The organism is Algicola sagamiensis DSM 14643 (assembly GCF_000374485.1).
Lineage (GTDB): Bacteria > Pseudomonadota > Gammaproteobacteria > Enterobacterales > Alteromonadaceae > Algicola > Algicola sagamiensis.
This window is the reverse complement of the sequence record NZ_KB894503.1, coordinates 54,269-72,069: the sequence shown is the minus strand read 5'-3', so window position 1 is coordinate 72,069 and position 17,801 is coordinate 54,269. Positions and strand designations below refer to the sequence as shown.

Annotated in this window: 16 protein-coding genes; 4 read left to right on the top strand and 12 right to left on the bottom strand. The window is 42.5% G+C overall.

Going from position 1 to position 17,801, the window contains the following annotated elements; translation table 11 throughout:
- Positions 1–135: 135 nt before the first annotated feature.
- Entirely contained in the window at positions 136–2,052 is a 1,917-nt protein-coding gene (locus C505_RS0116620) for an EAL domain-containing protein (protein WP_018693766.1), read from the top strand.
- Between the two features lie 71 nt (positions 2,053–2,123).
- Here the strand turns inward: C505_RS0116620 and C505_RS0116615 are convergent, their stop codons facing one another.
- Together C505_RS0116615 and C505_RS0116610 are read right to left on the bottom strand one after the other, a co-directional pair.
- The gene (locus C505_RS0116615) at positions 2,124–2,606 is read right to left on the bottom strand and encodes a DUF4442 domain-containing protein (RefSeq protein WP_018693765.1); all 483 of its coding nucleotides are present in this window, start codon (positions 2,604–2,606) and stop codon (positions 2,124–2,126) included.
- A 173-nt stretch (positions 2,607–2,779) separates the two neighbouring features.
- Positions 2,780–4,228, bottom strand: coding sequence for a glyceraldehyde-3-phosphate dehydrogenase (locus C505_RS0116610; RefSeq protein ID WP_018693764.1), 1,449 nt, complete (start codon positions 4,226–4,228; stop codon positions 2,780–2,782).
- Positions 4,229–4,460: 232 nt separating this feature from the next.
- On the opposite strand from C505_RS0116610, the gene C505_RS0116605 reads away from it, so the two are divergent.
- Positions 4,461–5,255 (top strand): DUF2989 domain-containing protein, encoded by a 795-nt coding sequence (locus tag C505_RS0116605; RefSeq protein ID WP_018693763.1) that lies wholly within the window; start codon positions 4,461–4,463, stop codon positions 5,253–5,255.
- 3 nt (positions 5,256–5,258) lie between these two features.
- On the opposite strand, the gene msrB is transcribed toward C505_RS0116605, so the two are convergent.
- Positions 5,259–5,645, bottom strand: coding sequence for a peptide-methionine (R)-S-oxide reductase MsrB (gene msrB, locus C505_RS0116600; RefSeq protein WP_018693762.1), 387 nt, complete (start codon positions 5,643–5,645; stop codon positions 5,259–5,261).
- A gap of 72 nt (positions 5,646–5,717) precedes the next feature.
- Positions 5,718–7,226, bottom strand: a complete 1,509-nt coding sequence (gene gndA, locus C505_RS0116595; protein ID WP_018693761.1) for an NADP-dependent phosphogluconate dehydrogenase — start codon at positions 7,224–7,226, stop codon at positions 5,718–5,720.
- Between the two features lie 204 nt (positions 7,227–7,430).
- Between gndA and gap the strand changes: the two genes are divergently transcribed.
- Positions 7,431–8,435 carry a type I glyceraldehyde-3-phosphate dehydrogenase gene (gap, locus tag C505_RS0116590; RefSeq protein ID WP_018693760.1) on the top strand — a complete coding sequence of 335 codons (1,005 nt, stop codon included), beginning with the start codon at positions 7,431–7,433 and terminating at the stop codon, positions 8,433–8,435.
- Between the two features lie 76 nt (positions 8,436–8,511).
- On the opposite strand, the gene C505_RS0116585 is transcribed toward gap, so the two are convergent.
- Together C505_RS0116585 and C505_RS0116580 are read right to left on the bottom strand one after the other, a co-directional pair.
- The gene (locus C505_RS0116585; RefSeq protein WP_018693759.1) at positions 8,512–9,396 is read right to left on the bottom strand and encodes a hypothetical protein; all 885 of its coding nucleotides are present in this window, start codon (positions 9,394–9,396) and stop codon (positions 8,512–8,514) included.
- Between the two features lie 50 nt (positions 9,397–9,446).
- Entirely contained in the window at positions 9,447–9,854 is a 408-nt protein-coding gene (locus tag C505_RS0116580; protein ID WP_157369141.1) for a hypothetical protein, read from the bottom strand.
- 514 nt (positions 9,855–10,368) lie between these two features.
- On the opposite strand from C505_RS0116580, the gene C505_RS0116575 reads away from it, so the two are divergent.
- A complete protein-coding gene (locus C505_RS0116575) occupies positions 10,369–11,151 on the top strand; it encodes a substrate-binding periplasmic protein (RefSeq protein WP_018693757.1) in 783 nt (260 codons plus the stop codon).
- A gap of 158 nt (positions 11,152–11,309) precedes the next feature.
- Here C505_RS0116575 and C505_RS0116565 read toward each other — a convergent pair whose 3' ends face one another.
- The 6 genes from C505_RS0116565 to zwf form a co-directional block, all read right to left on the bottom strand.
- Positions 11,310–11,786, bottom strand: coding sequence for a hypothetical protein (locus tag C505_RS0116565; protein WP_157369139.1), 477 nt, complete (start codon positions 11,784–11,786; stop codon positions 11,310–11,312).
- Positions 11,787–12,020: 234 nt separating this feature from the next.
- The gene (locus C505_RS0116560) at positions 12,021–12,668 is read right to left on the bottom strand and encodes a bifunctional 4-hydroxy-2-oxoglutarate aldolase/2-dehydro-3-deoxy-phosphogluconate aldolase (RefSeq protein ID WP_018693754.1); all 648 of its coding nucleotides are present in this window, start codon (positions 12,666–12,668) and stop codon (positions 12,021–12,023) included.
- Positions 12,669–12,674: 6 nt separating this feature from the next.
- A complete protein-coding gene (locus C505_RS0116555; protein WP_018693753.1) occupies positions 12,675–13,637 on the bottom strand; it encodes a glucokinase in 963 nt (320 codons plus the stop codon).
- A complete protein-coding gene (gene edd, locus C505_RS0116550) occupies positions 13,634–15,466 on the bottom strand; it encodes a phosphogluconate dehydratase (RefSeq protein ID WP_018693752.1) in 1,833 nt (610 codons plus the stop codon). Before edd ends, C505_RS0116555 begins: the two co-directional genes overlap by 4 nt.
- A 9-nt stretch (positions 15,467–15,475) precedes the next feature.
- Positions 15,476–16,174 carry a 6-phosphogluconolactonase gene (gene pgl, locus C505_RS0116545; protein WP_018693751.1) on the bottom strand — a complete coding sequence of 233 codons (699 nt, stop codon included), beginning with the start codon at positions 16,172–16,174 and terminating at the stop codon, positions 15,476–15,478.
- A gap of 1 nt (position 16,175) precedes the next feature.
- Entirely contained in the window at positions 16,176–17,648 is a 1,473-nt protein-coding gene (zwf, locus tag C505_RS0116540) for a glucose-6-phosphate dehydrogenase (RefSeq protein ID WP_211215090.1), read from the bottom strand.
- Positions 17,649–17,801: the final 153 nt, after the last annotated feature.

The following is a 17,801-nucleotide window of genomic DNA, read 5'->3' as shown; positions in this document are numbered from 1 at the left end:
TGTGCTCAAAACACTATTCTGTGAATAAAATTCAACAACTCTTCCGTAATTTATTGTAAATTTGCTCAATTACTTATAGCATTCGTTATTATCTTGTTTAAAATTGTACAATTTTGTCGTGGCATTAACGGAACTATGGGTACATTTAGATATAGCTTTTTTCAATTTATTATTCTTATCAGCGCATTCTGTTTGATTAGTGCTGTAAATCTATTCCAAACCAGTGCTCTGATTCAGCAAAAAGACAAACAAGCTGTTGAAGCAGTTAAACTTCTCGTGAGCCGGCATGTTTTCAATGATCCCAAACTTCTTGCGAAGCAAATTAAAGGGATGCTACCTACTGCCCGCTTGGTGATGAAGTCACGAAAAGGATCTTCTTTATATAAATACTCAAAAAAGAAAGAAACGCCCCCACTTTCTCAACTTTTGCTCGAACAGATCGGAACAAAAACCAAAACCCACAAAATCAAGTCGAAATCACCACGCGTCAATATTGAGTTTGTACTCGATGCAACCGCAGAAATGCGCCATTCTGATACTATTTTTTATGTCACAACAGGTTCTTTTGGTTTCCTTTTATTCACCATATTGTTGTTGCAAAAACGGCTCAGCTCGCGAACCATGTCACGCTATCGCGAAGCAATTCAGGACGAGTTGGATGCTTTAAAGCAAAGCAGTAGTATGCAACAACTCGATCAACATGAAGCAACCCACAAAATCTGTGAGCCACTCGTTGACGACATCAAAGAATTATTTATTGCTCAAGAGAAGCAGGTCCGTACTTCCGCAGAAAAAATCAAAGACCAGGCTTATAAAGATGATCTAACACAGCTTCCAAACAAACACCGTTTGATCCAATATTTTGAGGATTTCCTCAATAACCCCAAAAGCCCGCAATTTGGTATTCTTTCTGTCACCCGTTGTACAGAACTTCAAAACATAAATACAACGCGAGGCTACTCTGAAGGCGATGCTTATATCAAACAAGTTGGTGAATTGATCTTAAAATGTATAAAACCTTTCCCTGAAGCGCTCGTCTTTCGCTTATCTGGCTCTGACTTTGCAACCATTTTGCCAAAACAAACTATGAAAGACTCTGAAAAATTTGGGAATAACCTCCAAGGTACATTTGGTGAATACCAAAACCGCGCAGATTTAGACTCTGTGGCTTATACGGGCATGATCAGTTATGAATCTGGTAATTCTCTTGGGGAATTGATGGCACTGGCAGATATGGCAATCAGCCATGCTCAAACCCGACAGTCGAATGCTTGGCACTTTCAAACAGAAACCAGTCTGGAAGATGCAAGTGTTGAGTCAAAAGGCTCTCAGAATTGGCGTAAAGTCATCGAACATGTTCTGGAGCAAGGTAAGCTCTCGTTGATGATGCAGCATATTGAACCGGTCAATAATTCCGCATTAGTCTACAACGAAATACTGACCCGCTTTCAACTCAAAGACGGTAAAAAAGTACCAACAGCCTCCTTCTTCGCAATGGCAGAAAAGCTCGATAAAATTATCGATGTGGATAAGAAAATTGTTGAATTAGTGATAGAGACCTTAAAAGCAAAAGCACTCACGACGGAGCACTACGCGATTAACCTTTCTGCACGCTCAATCCATGATGAACAATTTATCATCTGGCTGGAGCGTCGCTTACTACGTGATACTGCCATTGCCCACAAGCTTGTTTTCGAAGTCACTGAGTTTGGCGTACAAAACAATTTGCCAGCCAGTAAGCGCTTTATCGAAACAATCCATCGTATCGGTGCACGTGTGACGGTAGAACACTTCGGAACCGGGATCACATCATTCAAATTTTTCCGTGATATAAAGCCGGACTACATCAAAATGGATGGCAGCTTTTCCAAAGGGATCCACGAAGACAAAAACAATGAATATTTCTGTCGCTTAATGGTTGATCTGGCCCATCGTATTGGTGTGAAAGTCATTGCTGAAAGCGTTGAAAATCAGGAAGAGAAATTCGTATTGGAAAAACTGTATGTCGATGGACTTCAGGGTTTTCATATTGGGAAGCCAAATCCACTTTAATCTGATTTCACTGATTCGAGGAGCAACTCAGCTCCTCGATGTCCCACTCCCCTGCACTCTCCAATTATCTCCTATTCTTCACCTTCCCTGTATTTCGGCTTTTTACGGACATAAATTCTACGGCAAAGTTTACAAACAATATCGCCCTTTTCATCAACAACATTCACAATAAACTCTGGGAAAAACTTTTCACCTGATGCTGTATGATCAATGATTTTCTGGATTGTATCATCGCTTAAGATAAACTCAGCGGTTAAACGTCCTTTTCCTGGCTTTAAAAAATCAATATCCGAGTTTTTGTCCCAGACATAATATTCCTTTCCAAGTACATTCATGAGCATGAGGCAATAGATAGGATCGGTCATCGAAAACATACTGCCACCGTATTGCGTTCGATTCGCATTGAGCGTCCAAGGCCACCACTTTAAGTCAACTTTACAATACCGAAAATCATCTGCCAGTTTTGTGATCTTGATCCCGGAAAACAAAAATGGAGGCCATAAATTTAAAAAAAGCCGAAACAGGCGTGCATTGCCAAAAATATGTTTCATCATTCGTCAAAAAACTCTTGTTAACTGGTTGGACCACATATACAAAAGTCTAACACACTTTCAGAATATAACTCTAAAGTTTATTTTTAAAGTTTGATGGATAGCGAAAGAAAAAAGGCAGCATTCACATGCTGCCAAAATTAAGTCTAAAAATGGAATATAAAGTAATGAGGGAGCTAGATCTTTGGTAATGTCGGGTGCTGAATACCTACCATTTCCTGCATCACGCGGATCACCTGACAGCTATAACCAAACTCATTGTCATACCAGACATATAAAACTGCGCGATCACCATCAACAATCGTTGCCTGAGAATCAACCACGCCTGCATAACGCGAGCCGACCAGGTCACTCGATACAATCTCTGTTGATGTCGTATAGTCCACTTGGTCCTGAAGTGTAGAAAACAGGGAAACATGCTGTAAGTAACCATTTAATGATTCAACATCGGTTTCACGATCAAGGTTCAGGTTCATGATCGCCATAGATACATTCGGTGTTGGAACACGAATCGCATTACCGGTCAGCTTTCCTGCAAGCTCAGGCAATGCCTTCGCAACAGCCTTTGCTGCACCCGTCGATGTGATCACCATGTTGAGCGGTGCTGAGCGGCCACGGCGCTCTGCTGAATGATAATTATCAATCAAGTTTTGGTCATTCGTATAGGAATGAACCGTTTCTACGTGTCCGTTACGAATACCGAATTCATCATTGAGGGCTTTGAGTACTGGCGTGATTGCATTGGTTGTACAGCTGGCTGCACAGACAATACGATCATCACTGGAGATATCCATATGGTTGACACCGTAGACGATATTTTTAATGTTCCCTTTTGCTGGTGCTGTCAAAAGAACCTTCGCTGTTCCTTTCGATTTCAAGTGAAGACCAAGCCCTTCTTCATCTTTCCAAATCCCGGTATTATCAACAACAAGTGCGTTATCTATACCGTAAGATGTATAATCAATTTCATCCGGGCTATTGGCATAAATGACCTGAATATATGCACCATTGGCCTTGATCACATTATTTTCTTCGTCAACAGTAATACTACCGTTAAATGGTCCATGAATAGAATCACGACGCAGCAGGCTTGCACGTTTTTCAAGATCACCTTTCTTACGTCCGCGAACAACAATTGCACGCAAACGCATCTGTGCGCTCGGGCCATTTTTTTCAATCAATAATCTTGCTAATAAGCGGCCAATACGCCCAAATCCATACAATACAACGTCTTGAGGCTGATGGTCGCTCGAAGCATTGAGGATATTTTTTAATTCACTTTCTAAATAAGCATCTTCGTTCTGACCTTTGCCAGCATCTTTATATCGGTATCCATATGCAAGTTTACCAAGGTCGATTCGTGCAGGTGCGAGGGTCATCTGGCTAATACGTTCAAGGAATGGGAAGCTTTCACGCAAACGCAACTTTTGAGCTTCAAATTTGCTAACACTTTTATGTGCCTTAATGATATCAATTGTGCTTGCGTTGACGAGTGGACGACCATAAATTGTGATCTCGATGCCTTTATCTCGGAACAGGCGTCCAATGATCGGCTGCATCTGCTCAGCATATTCCTGACGCTCTTGCCAGCTCTTCTGATATTTTTCCTCGTGCTCGATACTCATAGGTTTGCCTTCTATTCACGTAATGCTGCGACGGGATGAAAATGAACCAATTTAGCCTGCATTTTCCTCTCTGTCGTCGCCAAAAAGGATTGTTATTTGTAGGGGTAGCGCATTGTAATCTAATCTGAAAAGTTTCACCAGCGATTACAATAAATTTCTTTTTGGAAGATATACGACGAGATGGAAAGAATTGGTATAAGCTTAGAGTGTTATTCATTTTAGGGAAAATCCGATGAAAAAACAGATCCTTCTTTGTTTAACACCCATTGTTTTGATGGCTTGTGAAGAAAGCCTGTCGGTGAGAGATGTCTGTACAGAAAAGCCTGAGTTCTGTAACGATCTCAACAAAGATGGACGGTGTAATAATGAGCGTCGAGAAGTGATCATCAATCGCATGATTGAATACAAAAAACCAGATGACGGAAACAAATACAGATTGCTCGTCGACCTTGAGGTTTACTCAAAATGCATCGAACTCTACTCTCAGATCGAACATAAAAAGCTCAAAGAAAATAAGTCAGCCCGTGTACGTGCTTTTCATACCAGCTTGAGAGAAATCAAGCGCCTTCAAGAGCAGACCAAGCATTCAGAGATGCCAGAACTTTTGTACTACCATTGGTCTCGTTTAGGAAATGAAGAAGCAATGGAAAAGCTGGAGAAGCTTGAGGAAGATGGAAAAATCAAAAGCCAACCAATGTTAGTATCTATGGCAGCGTATTATACCAAGTTTGATCAGGACAAAACTATCAGGACTCTTTACAGGGCATTGGAAATCAAAACGGATGATGATGAAATTCTGAAAGAGATTTTTTCAACACTCACCAGCATTTTCTATAAAAAAGGAGAAATAAAACTTGCTTATATTTGGGGGAAAGCAGCAGAGTACAAAGGTGCCGAAAATATAGAGCTTTCTCCATTAACACTTGCGCTCAAAGAAGAAGGCCGCGATATTGACAAACTCGATAGTTTAGCACAAAAAACTGTCTCAGATATCGAAGACGGCTCGTTCAAGGCTCCGAAAAAGTAGCCTTTATTTTTCCCCTCTAAACTGCATTGCAGCCGAGTTAATACAATATCGTTGACCTGTTGGTGCAGGACCATCCTGAAATACATGTCCCAAATGCGCATCACACTGATTACAAAGCACCTCGATACGATGCATGCCATGACTGTGATCAGTTTCGTAACGTACTGCCTGTTTATTTGCGGGTTCTGAAAATGCAGGCCAGCCACAACCAGATTCGAATTTGCTCTGAGAATGAAATAATGCGGCTTGGCAACAAGCACAGCAGTATTCCCCTGTTTCCTTGTTATGAAGCAATGCCCCTGTAAATGGTGCTTCAGTTCCTTTTTCCCGGCAAACATAATAGACATCTTCAGAAAGGAGTTTCTGCCACTCTTCACTGCTGCGTTTCATGCTTCTTTCCTCTAATATGCTGTAAAATGAAAGAGAGGGAGCGATTGCTCACCTCTTTTCATCAAATTGAGGTTACTTAAACTGAACCAGTTGCGGTTGCTGTTCTTCCCAAGTTAAGTGGAAAGTCCCTGGACGATCCAGTCGTTGGAACCCATGGGCACCAAAGAAGTCGCGTTGCCCTTGTAAAAGATTCGCAGGAAGACGCTCACAACGATACCCGTCATAATACGCAATCGATGAGCTCAGGCATGGTACTGGGATACCAAGCTCAACCGCCTTTGCAACGGTCTTACGCCAGTGAGACTGCTTATCAGAAAGTAATTTTGCAAAGACAGGGCTGATTAATAGATTTTCCTGAGCATGAGACTCATCCGCATAGGATTGTGCGATATCACCAAGAATTTTTGCTCGAATAATGCAACCCGCACGCCAGATCTTAGCAAGTTTTCCGTAATCAATTTTCCACTCGTAATCTTCCGCAGCCAAAGCAATTAACTCAAACCCTTGTGCATAAGCAGAAACTTTTGCACATAAAAGTGCGTCATGTAATGCTTCGATCAGTGATTGTTTTTCTTCCCCAACCCCTTCAGAAAGCGGGCCATCAAGTATTTTTGAAGCGCGAACACGTGCGTCTTTTCTTGCAGAAAGCGCCCGAGCATACACCGACTGAGCAATCGTCATCGCTGGCGCACCAAGCTCTAAACTATTAATCGCTGTCCAACGCCCCGTACCTTTTTGGCCTGCCATATCCAAAATAACATCCATCAATGGTGCTTGTGTTTCAGGGTCAGTTTGGCGTAACACAGCAACGGACACTTCCAAAAGGTAACTATCCAAAGGACCAGCAAGCCAGGACTCGAAAATATCTGCAATTTCTGCGTAATTAAGTTCTAGCCCTTCATTGAGATATTGAAATGCTTCACAAATCAACTGCATATCAGCATATTCAATCCCATTGTGCACCATTTTGACATAATGTCCTGCACCGCCAGAACCGATATAGGCTGCACAGGCTTCCGAAAACTCGGACGGTTCTTCTGTTGGCTTACCAGTCCGACTATCTACTTTAGCGGCAATTTTTTCAAGAACCGGGCCAACGCGCGTCCAAGCATATTTATCACCACCAGCCATCAGTGCCGGACCATGACGGGCACCAAGCTCACCACCAGAAACAGCAGTGCTAAAGAAAATAAACTTCCCTTTATATTTCGCTTGTCGAACTTCTGTATCAGACCAAAGGCTATTTCCTGTATCGACAACAATATCGTCGGCCTGGATCCCTGCATCAATGAGCTTTTCACAAACATCATCGACAACTGGGCCTGCTGGGACAGAAAGAAATAAAATTCGAGGGGAACGTAGGGATTGTAGGAGTTCTGTGTAAGAGGTTGTGACTTGCACACATTGCTGTTGTGTTTGTCGTTCTTGGAGTTCTTCCGCAGCGCGATTTAATAAGCTCTCGCCTTTTTCATGGTCTAAATCGAACGCAGCAACCGAGTATCCATTATCAGCCATGTTGAGTACAAGGCTACTCCCCATGACACCCAGACCTATCACACCAAGATCACGTGAGTCGGACATACATCTTTACCTGCTTGTTATCATTTGGAGCATTATACTGAATTTCTTTGAAAAACCATAAGAGAATAACGTTTTGTAATAAAATTTCTTTTTCCAATAAATCTTGTGCTAAATCAGTCGATATTATTGACAAAGTACACCAATAATGTAATTTTATTACATAAAGAAAATTGAAATATTTCCCACCGCTCAAAAGGTATATGTATGACTATCCGTGTTGCTATTAATGGTTTTGGAAGAATTGGTCGGAATATCGTCAGAGCCTTATATGAAAGTGCTATAGACTACGATCTCAAAATTGTTGCCATCAACGATCTCGGTGATTCCGCAATCAACGCCCACCTACTTAAGTATGACACAGCGCATGGTCAATTTGGCGCATCCGTTGAGCATGATGACACACATTTATATGTCAATGGCGATCCAATTCGCACACTTTCACAAAAAGACCCTGCACAACTTCCGTGGAAAGAGCTTGAAGTTGATCTTGTGATGGAATGTACAGGTCTATTCACATCAAAAGAAAAAGCATCCCTTCATATCCAAGCTGGTGCGAAAAAAGTCCTCATTTCTGCACCTGGTAAAGCAGTGGACGCAACTGTTGTTCATGGTGTTAATCACGATGAAATTACATCTGATATGACCGTCATCTCAAACGCTTCTTGTACAACAAACTGTCTAGCACCAGTTGTGAAACCACTCAACGATACGATTGGTATTGAATCTGGTCTGATGACAACCATCCATGCATATACGAACGACCAGCGACTCAATGATGTCTATCATACAGATGTCCGTCGTGCTCGTGCAGCGGCAAGCTCGATGATCCCAACAAAAACAGGCGCAGCTGCGGCTGTTGGTCTTGTTGTCCCTGAGTTAGCAGGTAAACTCGATGGCCTCGCCGTTCGTGTTCCGACTTTAAACGTTTCGCTTGTCGATCTCTGCTTCATCGCAAAACGTGATACAAGTGTCGAAGAGATCAACGAAGTTATGAAAAAAGCATCAGAAAGTACTGGATTATCAGGGATTTTAGCGTACAATACTGAGCCTTTAGTATCAGTAGATTTTAACCATAATCCACACTCTTCCATCTTTGACGCCTCTGAGACCCGAGTTTCCGGTCGTCTTGTAAAAGTCATGGCTTGGTATGATAACGAATGGGGATTTAGTAATCGGATGCTAGATAATGCAGTGGAGCTTATGAAGTAACATTGCAATCCTTCTCTAATTTTTTGCCCCTCTTTGTGAGGGGCTTTTTTTACTGGGGTGAATATTCAATAGAGTACTACCCTTTTTGTTTCACGAGATCTGCTTCAAGTAACTTTTCTGCTAATTGAGTCAATCCTGATTTATCCTCTTTGGTAGACATTAATTTAAACGTTGTTTTCCCTGATGAAAAAGACAGACTGTAGAATTCAGTCCCATCTTCGGCACGATTTTTTAAATAAGAAGCTGGATATTCTTGATTTTGCAGGTAAACATTATCATAACCTTCAGTAATCAGAGACACCCCACCTCTACCGATCCCACCTTGATCAACACTAATGATATCATCACCAGCTTGAAAAACTTGAATCATCGAATTCCAGTCTGCATTAGCATTAACATTGATATGGGGAGAAATCACTCCCATATAGTCATAACCCATTGAATAGAGTGCTTGGCTGATATCTGAGGGTTGAAAAACGAGGTGTTCTGCCGGCGGCTCTTGATGCGAAATATAGTTAACTACTCCCATAAATTTATCTGCGTAATCTTGTGGTACTTTCAAATACCCCAGCTTTTTAATTACTTCTAGATCTTCGATAACAAGCTTTTTTTCATCATCGGGCAACTCAGATAAAAGCAGTATTTCTTTACCCGTAAATTCTGTAAACTTTTTGATTGCTGAAGGTTTGTACCCTGATGTTGTCACAAAATCAACCATTGGATCCTGAACAATCTTGGCACCTTCTGGCAAAATCATTGCTGCACCCTGCGTGGCCTGCTGATTAGCAATGATTGGTTCTTGTACTTGGGGTAATTTATTTTCTCTATTTTGTGTACCCAGTGCTTCAACGGTCTGCTGCGTATCCAAATTTAGATCGGATAACTGATGCCCTGAAAAATAATAGTATCCACCCACTGTGAGAATCGCAATATATATACCCCCAACCATGATTTTTTTCATTCTTTTTATCCTCATCAAGAGGGTTTGCACACCTGTACAAACCCTAAAGATTACCAGTTAGAGACACCCCATGTCAGTAAGTTACAGTTGGTTATCACGTTACTGTTACGGATATCAACAACACCATCTGGCTTACGCCATTGATGAACGCCTTGTACACCTTTTACGCCTTCATAGGAGTTATATTGTCCAGGCTCTGCTACAAAACCAGCATAAGAGCGCCAGGTGTCCACAATATCCCCTGATGTATAAGTAACCCACCCTTGGTTACGGGGAAGTTTATGGTAGGATTTTGCACTGGTCTCAGCACTCCCAAACCAAGTAACAGTAATTGACTCTTTTGCGAATGCGACGGCACAATCGCGAGAAACATAACCTGGTTTATCAATTGCAGCAAATGCGGCTGAGCTCATCGTTAAAATAGATAGTAGGGAGAGTGTTTTTATGCGTGTTTTCATCTTATTGTCCTTCTCGATGATTTTTATTTTCATGATAGAGTCATACGATCCAACAACAGTTCTCATAGAACATGACTCAATCGCATCTTAAAAAAGCAGAAGAACAAATTCAACAAACAATTAATCTATCCAATTGAATTTAAATATTATTTTCTTTTTTTTATTCTTTTAGAAACATTCAGAGTTTATTCCGCGAAAGAAAAGCAACTCAATCACTATCCATTATACTTAGATAAGAAGCTCTACATCGGTGGTATTATCATGACTTTCTTATTCTCTGCGGGTTTCGCAATATTCCTTTATCTCATAGCCAATGTCATTATTTGTGTACTCTACGATAAGATAAAATCTATTAGTCAAGCTCCTCAAGAAAAACAATCAAAATCAACGGCACATAAACACCTTACGTGACACCCTGTTCATAAAACGCATTCGCACGATGTATATGTTATGAACTAAGGTTAATAAAAACCTTGTTCATACGTTGTATTCAGCTGAGTGAAGGGTGATCATCATGTGGAAGAGAGTGTTTGCCATTATTGGAGTCTTGTTCCTGCTCAATTCGCCCAGCGTTTTAGGGCAAGGTGTTTTAGTTGCTTCCGGACACCCCGAATACCCCCCTTCCATGTGGCAAGAAGGAAATAAAATCGTCGGCATTGGCGCTGAACTTACAAAACTTATTTTTGAAGAGCATGGCATCACCGTCCAACTCGTCCCCTTCGGCAACTGGAAGCGTGTTCAGCAATCTGCAAAGGATGGGAAAATCGATGTGATTGTTGGTGCATATATTAATGAAGAGCGCAAGGCCTACATGCATTACCCTGTCAATCCATATATGGACGATCCAAACGTTCTTTGGGTTTTGAAAGGGCATATATTCCCATATAACAAGTGGGATGATTTAATCAGTAAAGAAGGTGCGGCAACCCTTGGTGAAAGCTTTGGTCAAGATTTTGATAAATTTATCAAGGAAAAACTGAGCGTCTCCCGCGTATCGAAAATTAGCCAGGTGTTTAAGTTATTGGAACAAAAGCATGTAGAATACGCCCCATTTGGCCTTTATGCGGGCAAAATCCAAGCAAAAAAAACAGGGTATCATGACAAACTAGAATATATTCCAAAACCGGTTGTCTCGGAAGGCTTGTATATTACCTTGTCTAAAAAGTCACTTTTTCGTGATTTATTACCTCAGCTTGAGGAGGGGATCATGAAATACAAAGAAAATGGCACCGTCGAAAAGTTAATCGATAAATACATGAATTACTACTTGGAGCAACAAAAGATCAAGAATAAATGAATGAACAAAGCCGAACTCATACTCAAAAATGCCCACGAAGTAGACACTCCAAAAGCAACACCAAGCAAAATACTCACATTATTCTTGAATCCATCGGCTCAACACCTAAGGTTCCCGCTCAGCCTCACTCTCGCCGATTGTTTATCGGTGATTGTGCGTTAAGGTGAGGCTGGTAGGTCTGCGCCGCTTGTACGTCCAGGTATCTTGTCTAGGGCTGCACTTTGAGTCTTTTCACTTTTTTGGTGTTGCTTGAGCGCTCTCCGTTCTCTCGCTAACGCCAGTGGATCAACAAGTTGGATCAGCACACAGCGTTCATAATACAAAGCATCCACGATGGTCTGATATCGCTGTTTCTCACTGTTGGCGCCCGTCACACTGTTGGTGACATAGCGATATACGTTATTCAGTAGGTCGGGTGGGTTCAGCCAAGGATGCAGTTTATCAATAAACCGCTCTGCATAGTAACCTGTAACAATGGTCATTTCTGCCATCGGTAAAGGCAGTGCCGGATCATTTGGAATGTGTTCGACTTTACAAAACAGGTGTGGAAGTCCGAACTTGCAATACAACACATAGCCGTGACAGAGTGGTCCTGAAAGACCGACGTAGGGGTATTCTTTCAATTCAAAATCCATATCAAAACTTCTTTTCATTTTTGTTTTATTTGGGATTATACGATAAGGCTTTAGGAATGTACCGCTCTATGTAAATGAATGCAAGTCAGTTTGTGAAGAAATAAACATCCGTTTTATCGCAGGTATTTTTATTTTAAAGTAAAAAGCTTTCGCCCTTGGAGCAACAAAAAGAAGACTCAATAAAGCCGCCCGAAGACGGCACTATATTGAATCGGTCAGTATTGAGGAGGATGATTAAATGACTGTTTGCACACCCGAAAGAGCCAGTTGGGTTCTACGTTTAATTTCTTCCCAGTTGCCTTCATGAATGAGATCTTGTGGCGCAATCCAAGAGCCGCCAATACAGTCAACATTCGGTAAAGCTAAGTAGTCTAAGTAATTCTTTTCGTTAATTCCACCCGTCGGACAAAAACGAATTTCTGGAAATGGACCATTAAAAGACTTTAATGCAGGTACGCCACCTGAAGCCTCCGCTGGAAAGAACTTAAAGTAACGATAGTCATACTCCATTCCTTTCATGAGCTCTGAAGTAGATGAGACACCAGGCAAAAGTGGCACACTGGATGACTTGCCAGCTTCGAGCAACTCACGCGTCAAGCCTGGGCTGATTGCAAATTTAGCGCCTGCATTTGCTACATCTTTTAATTGATCTGCAAATGCCACCGTCCCTGCTCCAACAAGCGCATCTGGGACCTGGGTTGCTATAGATTCAATCACCTTGAGTGCATCTGGCGTTCTCAAGGTGATCTCTAATACATTGATACCTGACTCTATCAGCGTCTCGGCTAATGGAACGGCTTGCTCAACACGATCAACGACTAAGACCGGAACAATCGGACCCTGTTCAAATAACGTGGAAATCTTGAGTTTAGTATTTGTCATATTTCTTTATCCTACGATAGTCCGCTTTGCATAGGCAAAGGCACCTAAGGTTCCAAGGTCTTGATTTAAAACCAGTCCGACGGGTGTTTGTGAAAGCATCTCATGATGATCATGGTGTAAATCAAACTCAGCCAAAAATGCTGATGTATCAAAATCATCCAGCAATCGAGGGAGTATTCCTCCGCAAAGCCAAACGCCACCTGTGGCTTTGGTTGCCAACGTAAATGATTGACAAGCTGCTGCTAAGAAACGCTGAAAATATCGCAAGCTCTCCCAAGCAACCGCATCCGTATGAAGTGAGGATGTCACCTCTGCTGCTGTCTTTTTCTGATGTTTTCCGGAAAGAATGGATAGACTCTCATATAAGTTTTCCAATCCTTGTCCAGAAACAAGAAATTCATAGGGCACAGAAGACGAAATACCAGTCAACTGCTGGCAAGTTTGAATCAATTCAAATTCGTCTTTTGTTCTTGCCGCAGCAGGTAAATGCCCACCTTCTCCAGGAACAATAACAAGGTTTTGCTGTTCATCAAACACACGAAGTGCGACACCCAGCCCAGTCCCTGGCCCTACAAGAATTTGATTTTCTGATTTGATCTCACCTTTACGTAGCCAGTGAACATCTTCGTCTTTTAGAATATCAATGGCATAACCATTGGCTTCAAAGTCATTTAAAAGTTTGACGTTCGTCCGATCTGTAACAAATCGATCAAAGCTTGATTCATCAATTGAAAAGTTACAGTTCGTGAGTCGGACTGCTCCCTGATGGATCACACCGGCAACAGCAAATACAACACGGTGTATTCCAACTCGATCTTGTGCAATAAATGATTCAACTAAATCTTCTGCGCGCTGGAAATCTGCTGTCGAGTAATAAGCAAGCTTAACTTGCTCCCCCGTCACAGCATCTCTCAACGCAATACGGGTATTGGTGCCACCGACATCAGCAATCAGCACAACCTGTCTCATGAATGCTCTCCATGATCCTGAAATAAGAACGAAGCACCCATTTCAGCTCCATCAATCATCGGCCGAACACGGTTGAGTAAGTCACGTCCCATCCCAATTTGGTATTCTGCTAAGTTCGCTTTTGCGGGCTGCCTTTTTGCCAGCTCATCGTCGGAAACATGGAGTGTTAACGCACCTGTTTCTGCATTGACTTCAACCACATCTCCATTTTCAACTTTTGCCAATAAGCCGCCATTCAGCGCTTCTGGCGTGACATGAATTGCAGCCGGGACTTTACCTGAGGCACCTGACATTCGCCCATCGGTGACCAATGCAACCTGATACCCTCTGTCTTGAAGTACACCCAGCGGCGGCGTCAGCTTATGGAGTTCAGGCATCCCACAAGCTTGTGGTCCTTGGAAACGTACAACGACAACACAGTCTTTATCGAGCTGACCTGACTTGAATGCACTTTCTAAAGCATGTTGATTTTCAAAAACTACAGCGGGTGCTTTGATGACTGACTTTCCTTCGCGCAGTGCTGATGTTTTAATGACTCCTCGACCAAGGTTACCATCTAAAACTTTCAAACCACCGGTTTTTTGAAATGGGTTATCTGCTGGTCGAAGGACGTCTTCGTCAATTGACTTTTCTGGGCCTGCGATCCAATCAATGGTGCCGTCTTCTGCCAATCTTGGTTCCTGCGTGTAACGACGAAGACCATGACCGATAACCGTATTCACATCTTCATGAAGGAGCCCATGATCAAGCAGCTCTTTAAATAGGAATGACATCCCACCCGCCGCTTGGAAATGGTTGATATCTGCCTGACCATTTGGATAAATTCTTGTCAGAAGTGGCACAGCATCAGATAGTTCTTCAAAATCATCCCAATTCACCTGAATACCAGCAGCACGAGCGATCGCAATGAAGTGCATGGTATGGTTTGTAGAACCTCCCGTAGCAAGCAAGGCCACAATCCCATTGACGACAGCTTTCTCATCAATAATATGCCCAATTGGTGTGTAATTCGTGCCCAGCGCAGTCAAACGTGTTGATTGAACCGCAGCAGCTTTCGTTAATGCGTCACGAAGTGGTGTACCTGGGTTAACAAAAGAAGAACCAGGCAAGTGAAGCCCCATGACTTCCACAACCAGCTGGTTACTATTCGCTGTCCCATAAAAAGTACAAGTCCCTGCGCTGTGATAAGAGTTCGATTCCGCTTCCAATAACTCATCACGGCCAACTTTACCCTCTGCAAACAGCTGTCGAACACGTGCCTTTTCTTTATTTGGAATACCACTTGGCATTGGGCCTGCTGGGACAAAAATAAATGGCAGATGCCCAAAGGACAACGCAGCAATCAGTAATCCTGGTACAATTTTGTCACAAATCCCAAGCATCAAACCTGCGTCAAACATGTTGTGGCTCAAGCCAACCGCTGCGGACATCGCAATAATATCGCGACTCATCAAGCTCAGCTCCATGCCTGGTTGGCCTTGTGTGACACCATCACACATTGCTGGCACACCACCAGCAAACTGCGCAACACTACCGACTTCATGAACAGCAGTTTTGATCAGTTCTGGATAAGTTGCATAAGGCTGATGGGCACTCAGCATATCGTTATAAGCAGAGATGATCCCGACATTCGCTTTTGTGAAAGAACGTAGAGATGCTTTATCATCGGCATTGCAAGCTGCAAAGCCATGCGCGAGATTACCACAGGACAAGGCTCCACGATGTGGTCCTTGTTTTGCCGAGTCAGCAAGGTGCGCAAGGTACTTCTGACGCGATTCAAGGCTACGTTGCTTGACCCGGTCTGTAACCTGCAGGATTACTTCATTCATAATATTACCCTACCCCTTTGACCAAAAAACTGTCATTGGAGTTTGTGTTTGATGCAAAAAAGCACGGATTGGCATTTCCTGTTCATCTTGAGATGCAAGTGCATGCTTGAGTACTTCTGCTTTCGACTCACCTTTGATATGTAAGAACATGTGTCTTGCATTGAGCAAACGTTGTTTTGTCAAAGAGATCCTTTCGTACGGTGCTGTTGTCGGTTGAACACCAATCGTGCTTCTTGGTGTTTCTAAAGCAGTCGTCAGTTGCGATGAGCACGGAAAAATTGATGCTGTGTGTCCATCATCCCCCATCCCCAGGATCACAACGTCAAATGCATCAGATGCTAAATGTTCTAATCTGGCTTCAATCTCGTCCTCTGCGTCAAATACGGAAGCTTTCTCAGAAACCAAAGAAATAAAAGAAGCAGATGAAGCCTTATCTTGGATGAAGTGTGTTTTGACTAAGTTTTCATTACTATCTTGGTGTTCTGTAGATAACCATCGATCATCCGCAAGCAAAACTGTTACTTTTTCCCATTGGAAGTCTTGCTTGGATAAGTGTTCAAATAACGGTTTTGGCGTACTCCCCCCAGAAAACACAATGGTAGCTTGACCTTTTTGTGCAATTCCCTTTTCTAATAATGCGAGGATCTGTGCGCCGAATACCTGACAAAGTTCTGTCGATGTTTCAAATTTGTTTTGATTGATTGTCATTTTATTCATCCCATGCGCGATCAGATTTGGCCAGCATTGCGATAGAGGCCATTGGTCCCCAGGTTCCAGCTTGATAAGGTTTCGGTGGTTCATTCAAGGAACCCCATGCGTTGATGATCCCATCCACCCATTTCCAGGCATATTCCACTTCATCACGATGAACAAACAAAGACTGATTACCAACCATTGATTCAAGAAGCAGCCTTTCATAAGCATCTGCAATACGCGCATCTTTAAAGGTTTCTGAGAAGCTCAGATCCAGCTTCGTGCTTTGCAAATCCATATAATGATCCAGCCCTGGAACTTTATTCATCATTTGCAACTCAACCCCTTCGTCTGGCTGAAGACGAATGGTTAATTGGTTTGCCGGAAGTTCTGAGAATTGCTCACTAAAGATATTATGAGGTTGCGCTTTAAAATGAACGACGATTTCGGTCAATTTACGTGGCAGTCGTTTTGCTGTTCTTAGATAGAAAGGCACACCAGCCCAACGCCAGTTATCAATGTCGGCTTGGATAGCTACGAAGGTTTCTGTCGTGCTATCTTGATTCGCACCCTCTTCTTCTAGGTAACCGGGCACAGTCTGGCCTTGAATAAATCCAGCTGTATATTGGCCTCGAACTGTCTTTTCATTGACATTGACGCGATCAATCGGACGAAGCGCCTTCAAAACTTTGATTTTCTCGTCACGAATGTCATCTGCATTCAGGCTTGCTGGCGGTTCCATTGCAAGTAGGGAAAGGATCTGAAGCAGGTGATTTTGAACCATATCACGTAGTTGACCTGCGTCATCATAGTACCCCCAACGCCCTTCAACGCCGACTTCTTCTGCAACTGTAATTTGCACATGATCAATACAGGTATGATCCCAGTTCAACGCAAAAATTGAATTTGCGAAGCGCAGTGCAAGCAGGTTAAGAACGGTTTCTTTTCCGAGATAATGATCAATTCGATATACCTGTTTTTCATGGAAATACTGTGCAACAGCGTCATTGATCACAATCGAAGATGCCAAGTCATGGCCAATCGGCTTTTCCAAAACAACACGCGTTGATGGAATATCAAGTCCCGCAGCATGCAGGCCATCACAAAGGTCACCAAAAATACTTGGTGGCGTTGCAAAATAACAGACCGTATCACGCTGTTCAGGTTGTACAGCTGTGTGCAACTGCTTGTAAGCTTCCTTGTCGGTCAAATCGAAACCGACGTATTGTAACCGAGAGATAAACTTTGCTTTTGCGTCATCATCCAGAGTTTCTTTGATAAATTCGCTTAAGCATCCCTCAACCATTGCAATAAATTCTTCTTGGGAGATCGCATGTCTTGCGACACCGATAATTTTTGTCTCAGAGGAGAGAAGACCAGCTTTTTCGAGTTGATATAGGGCAGGAAGGAGTTTTCTTCTGGCGAGGTCACCACGCACACCGAAGAGTACGAGATCACAATCTTTTTTATTGGTACTTTGTTCTATCACCATCATCCACCGTCGGCAATTGCCTGTTTAGTAAATTTACAACAGATGTTTCTAATATTACCTGAGGTAGGCAACTTTTAAAACTAGAAAATGTAAATTTATTACATCTGTAGTAGAATGGCAGGTATAATAAAAAATCTCGGTTTAACCGTA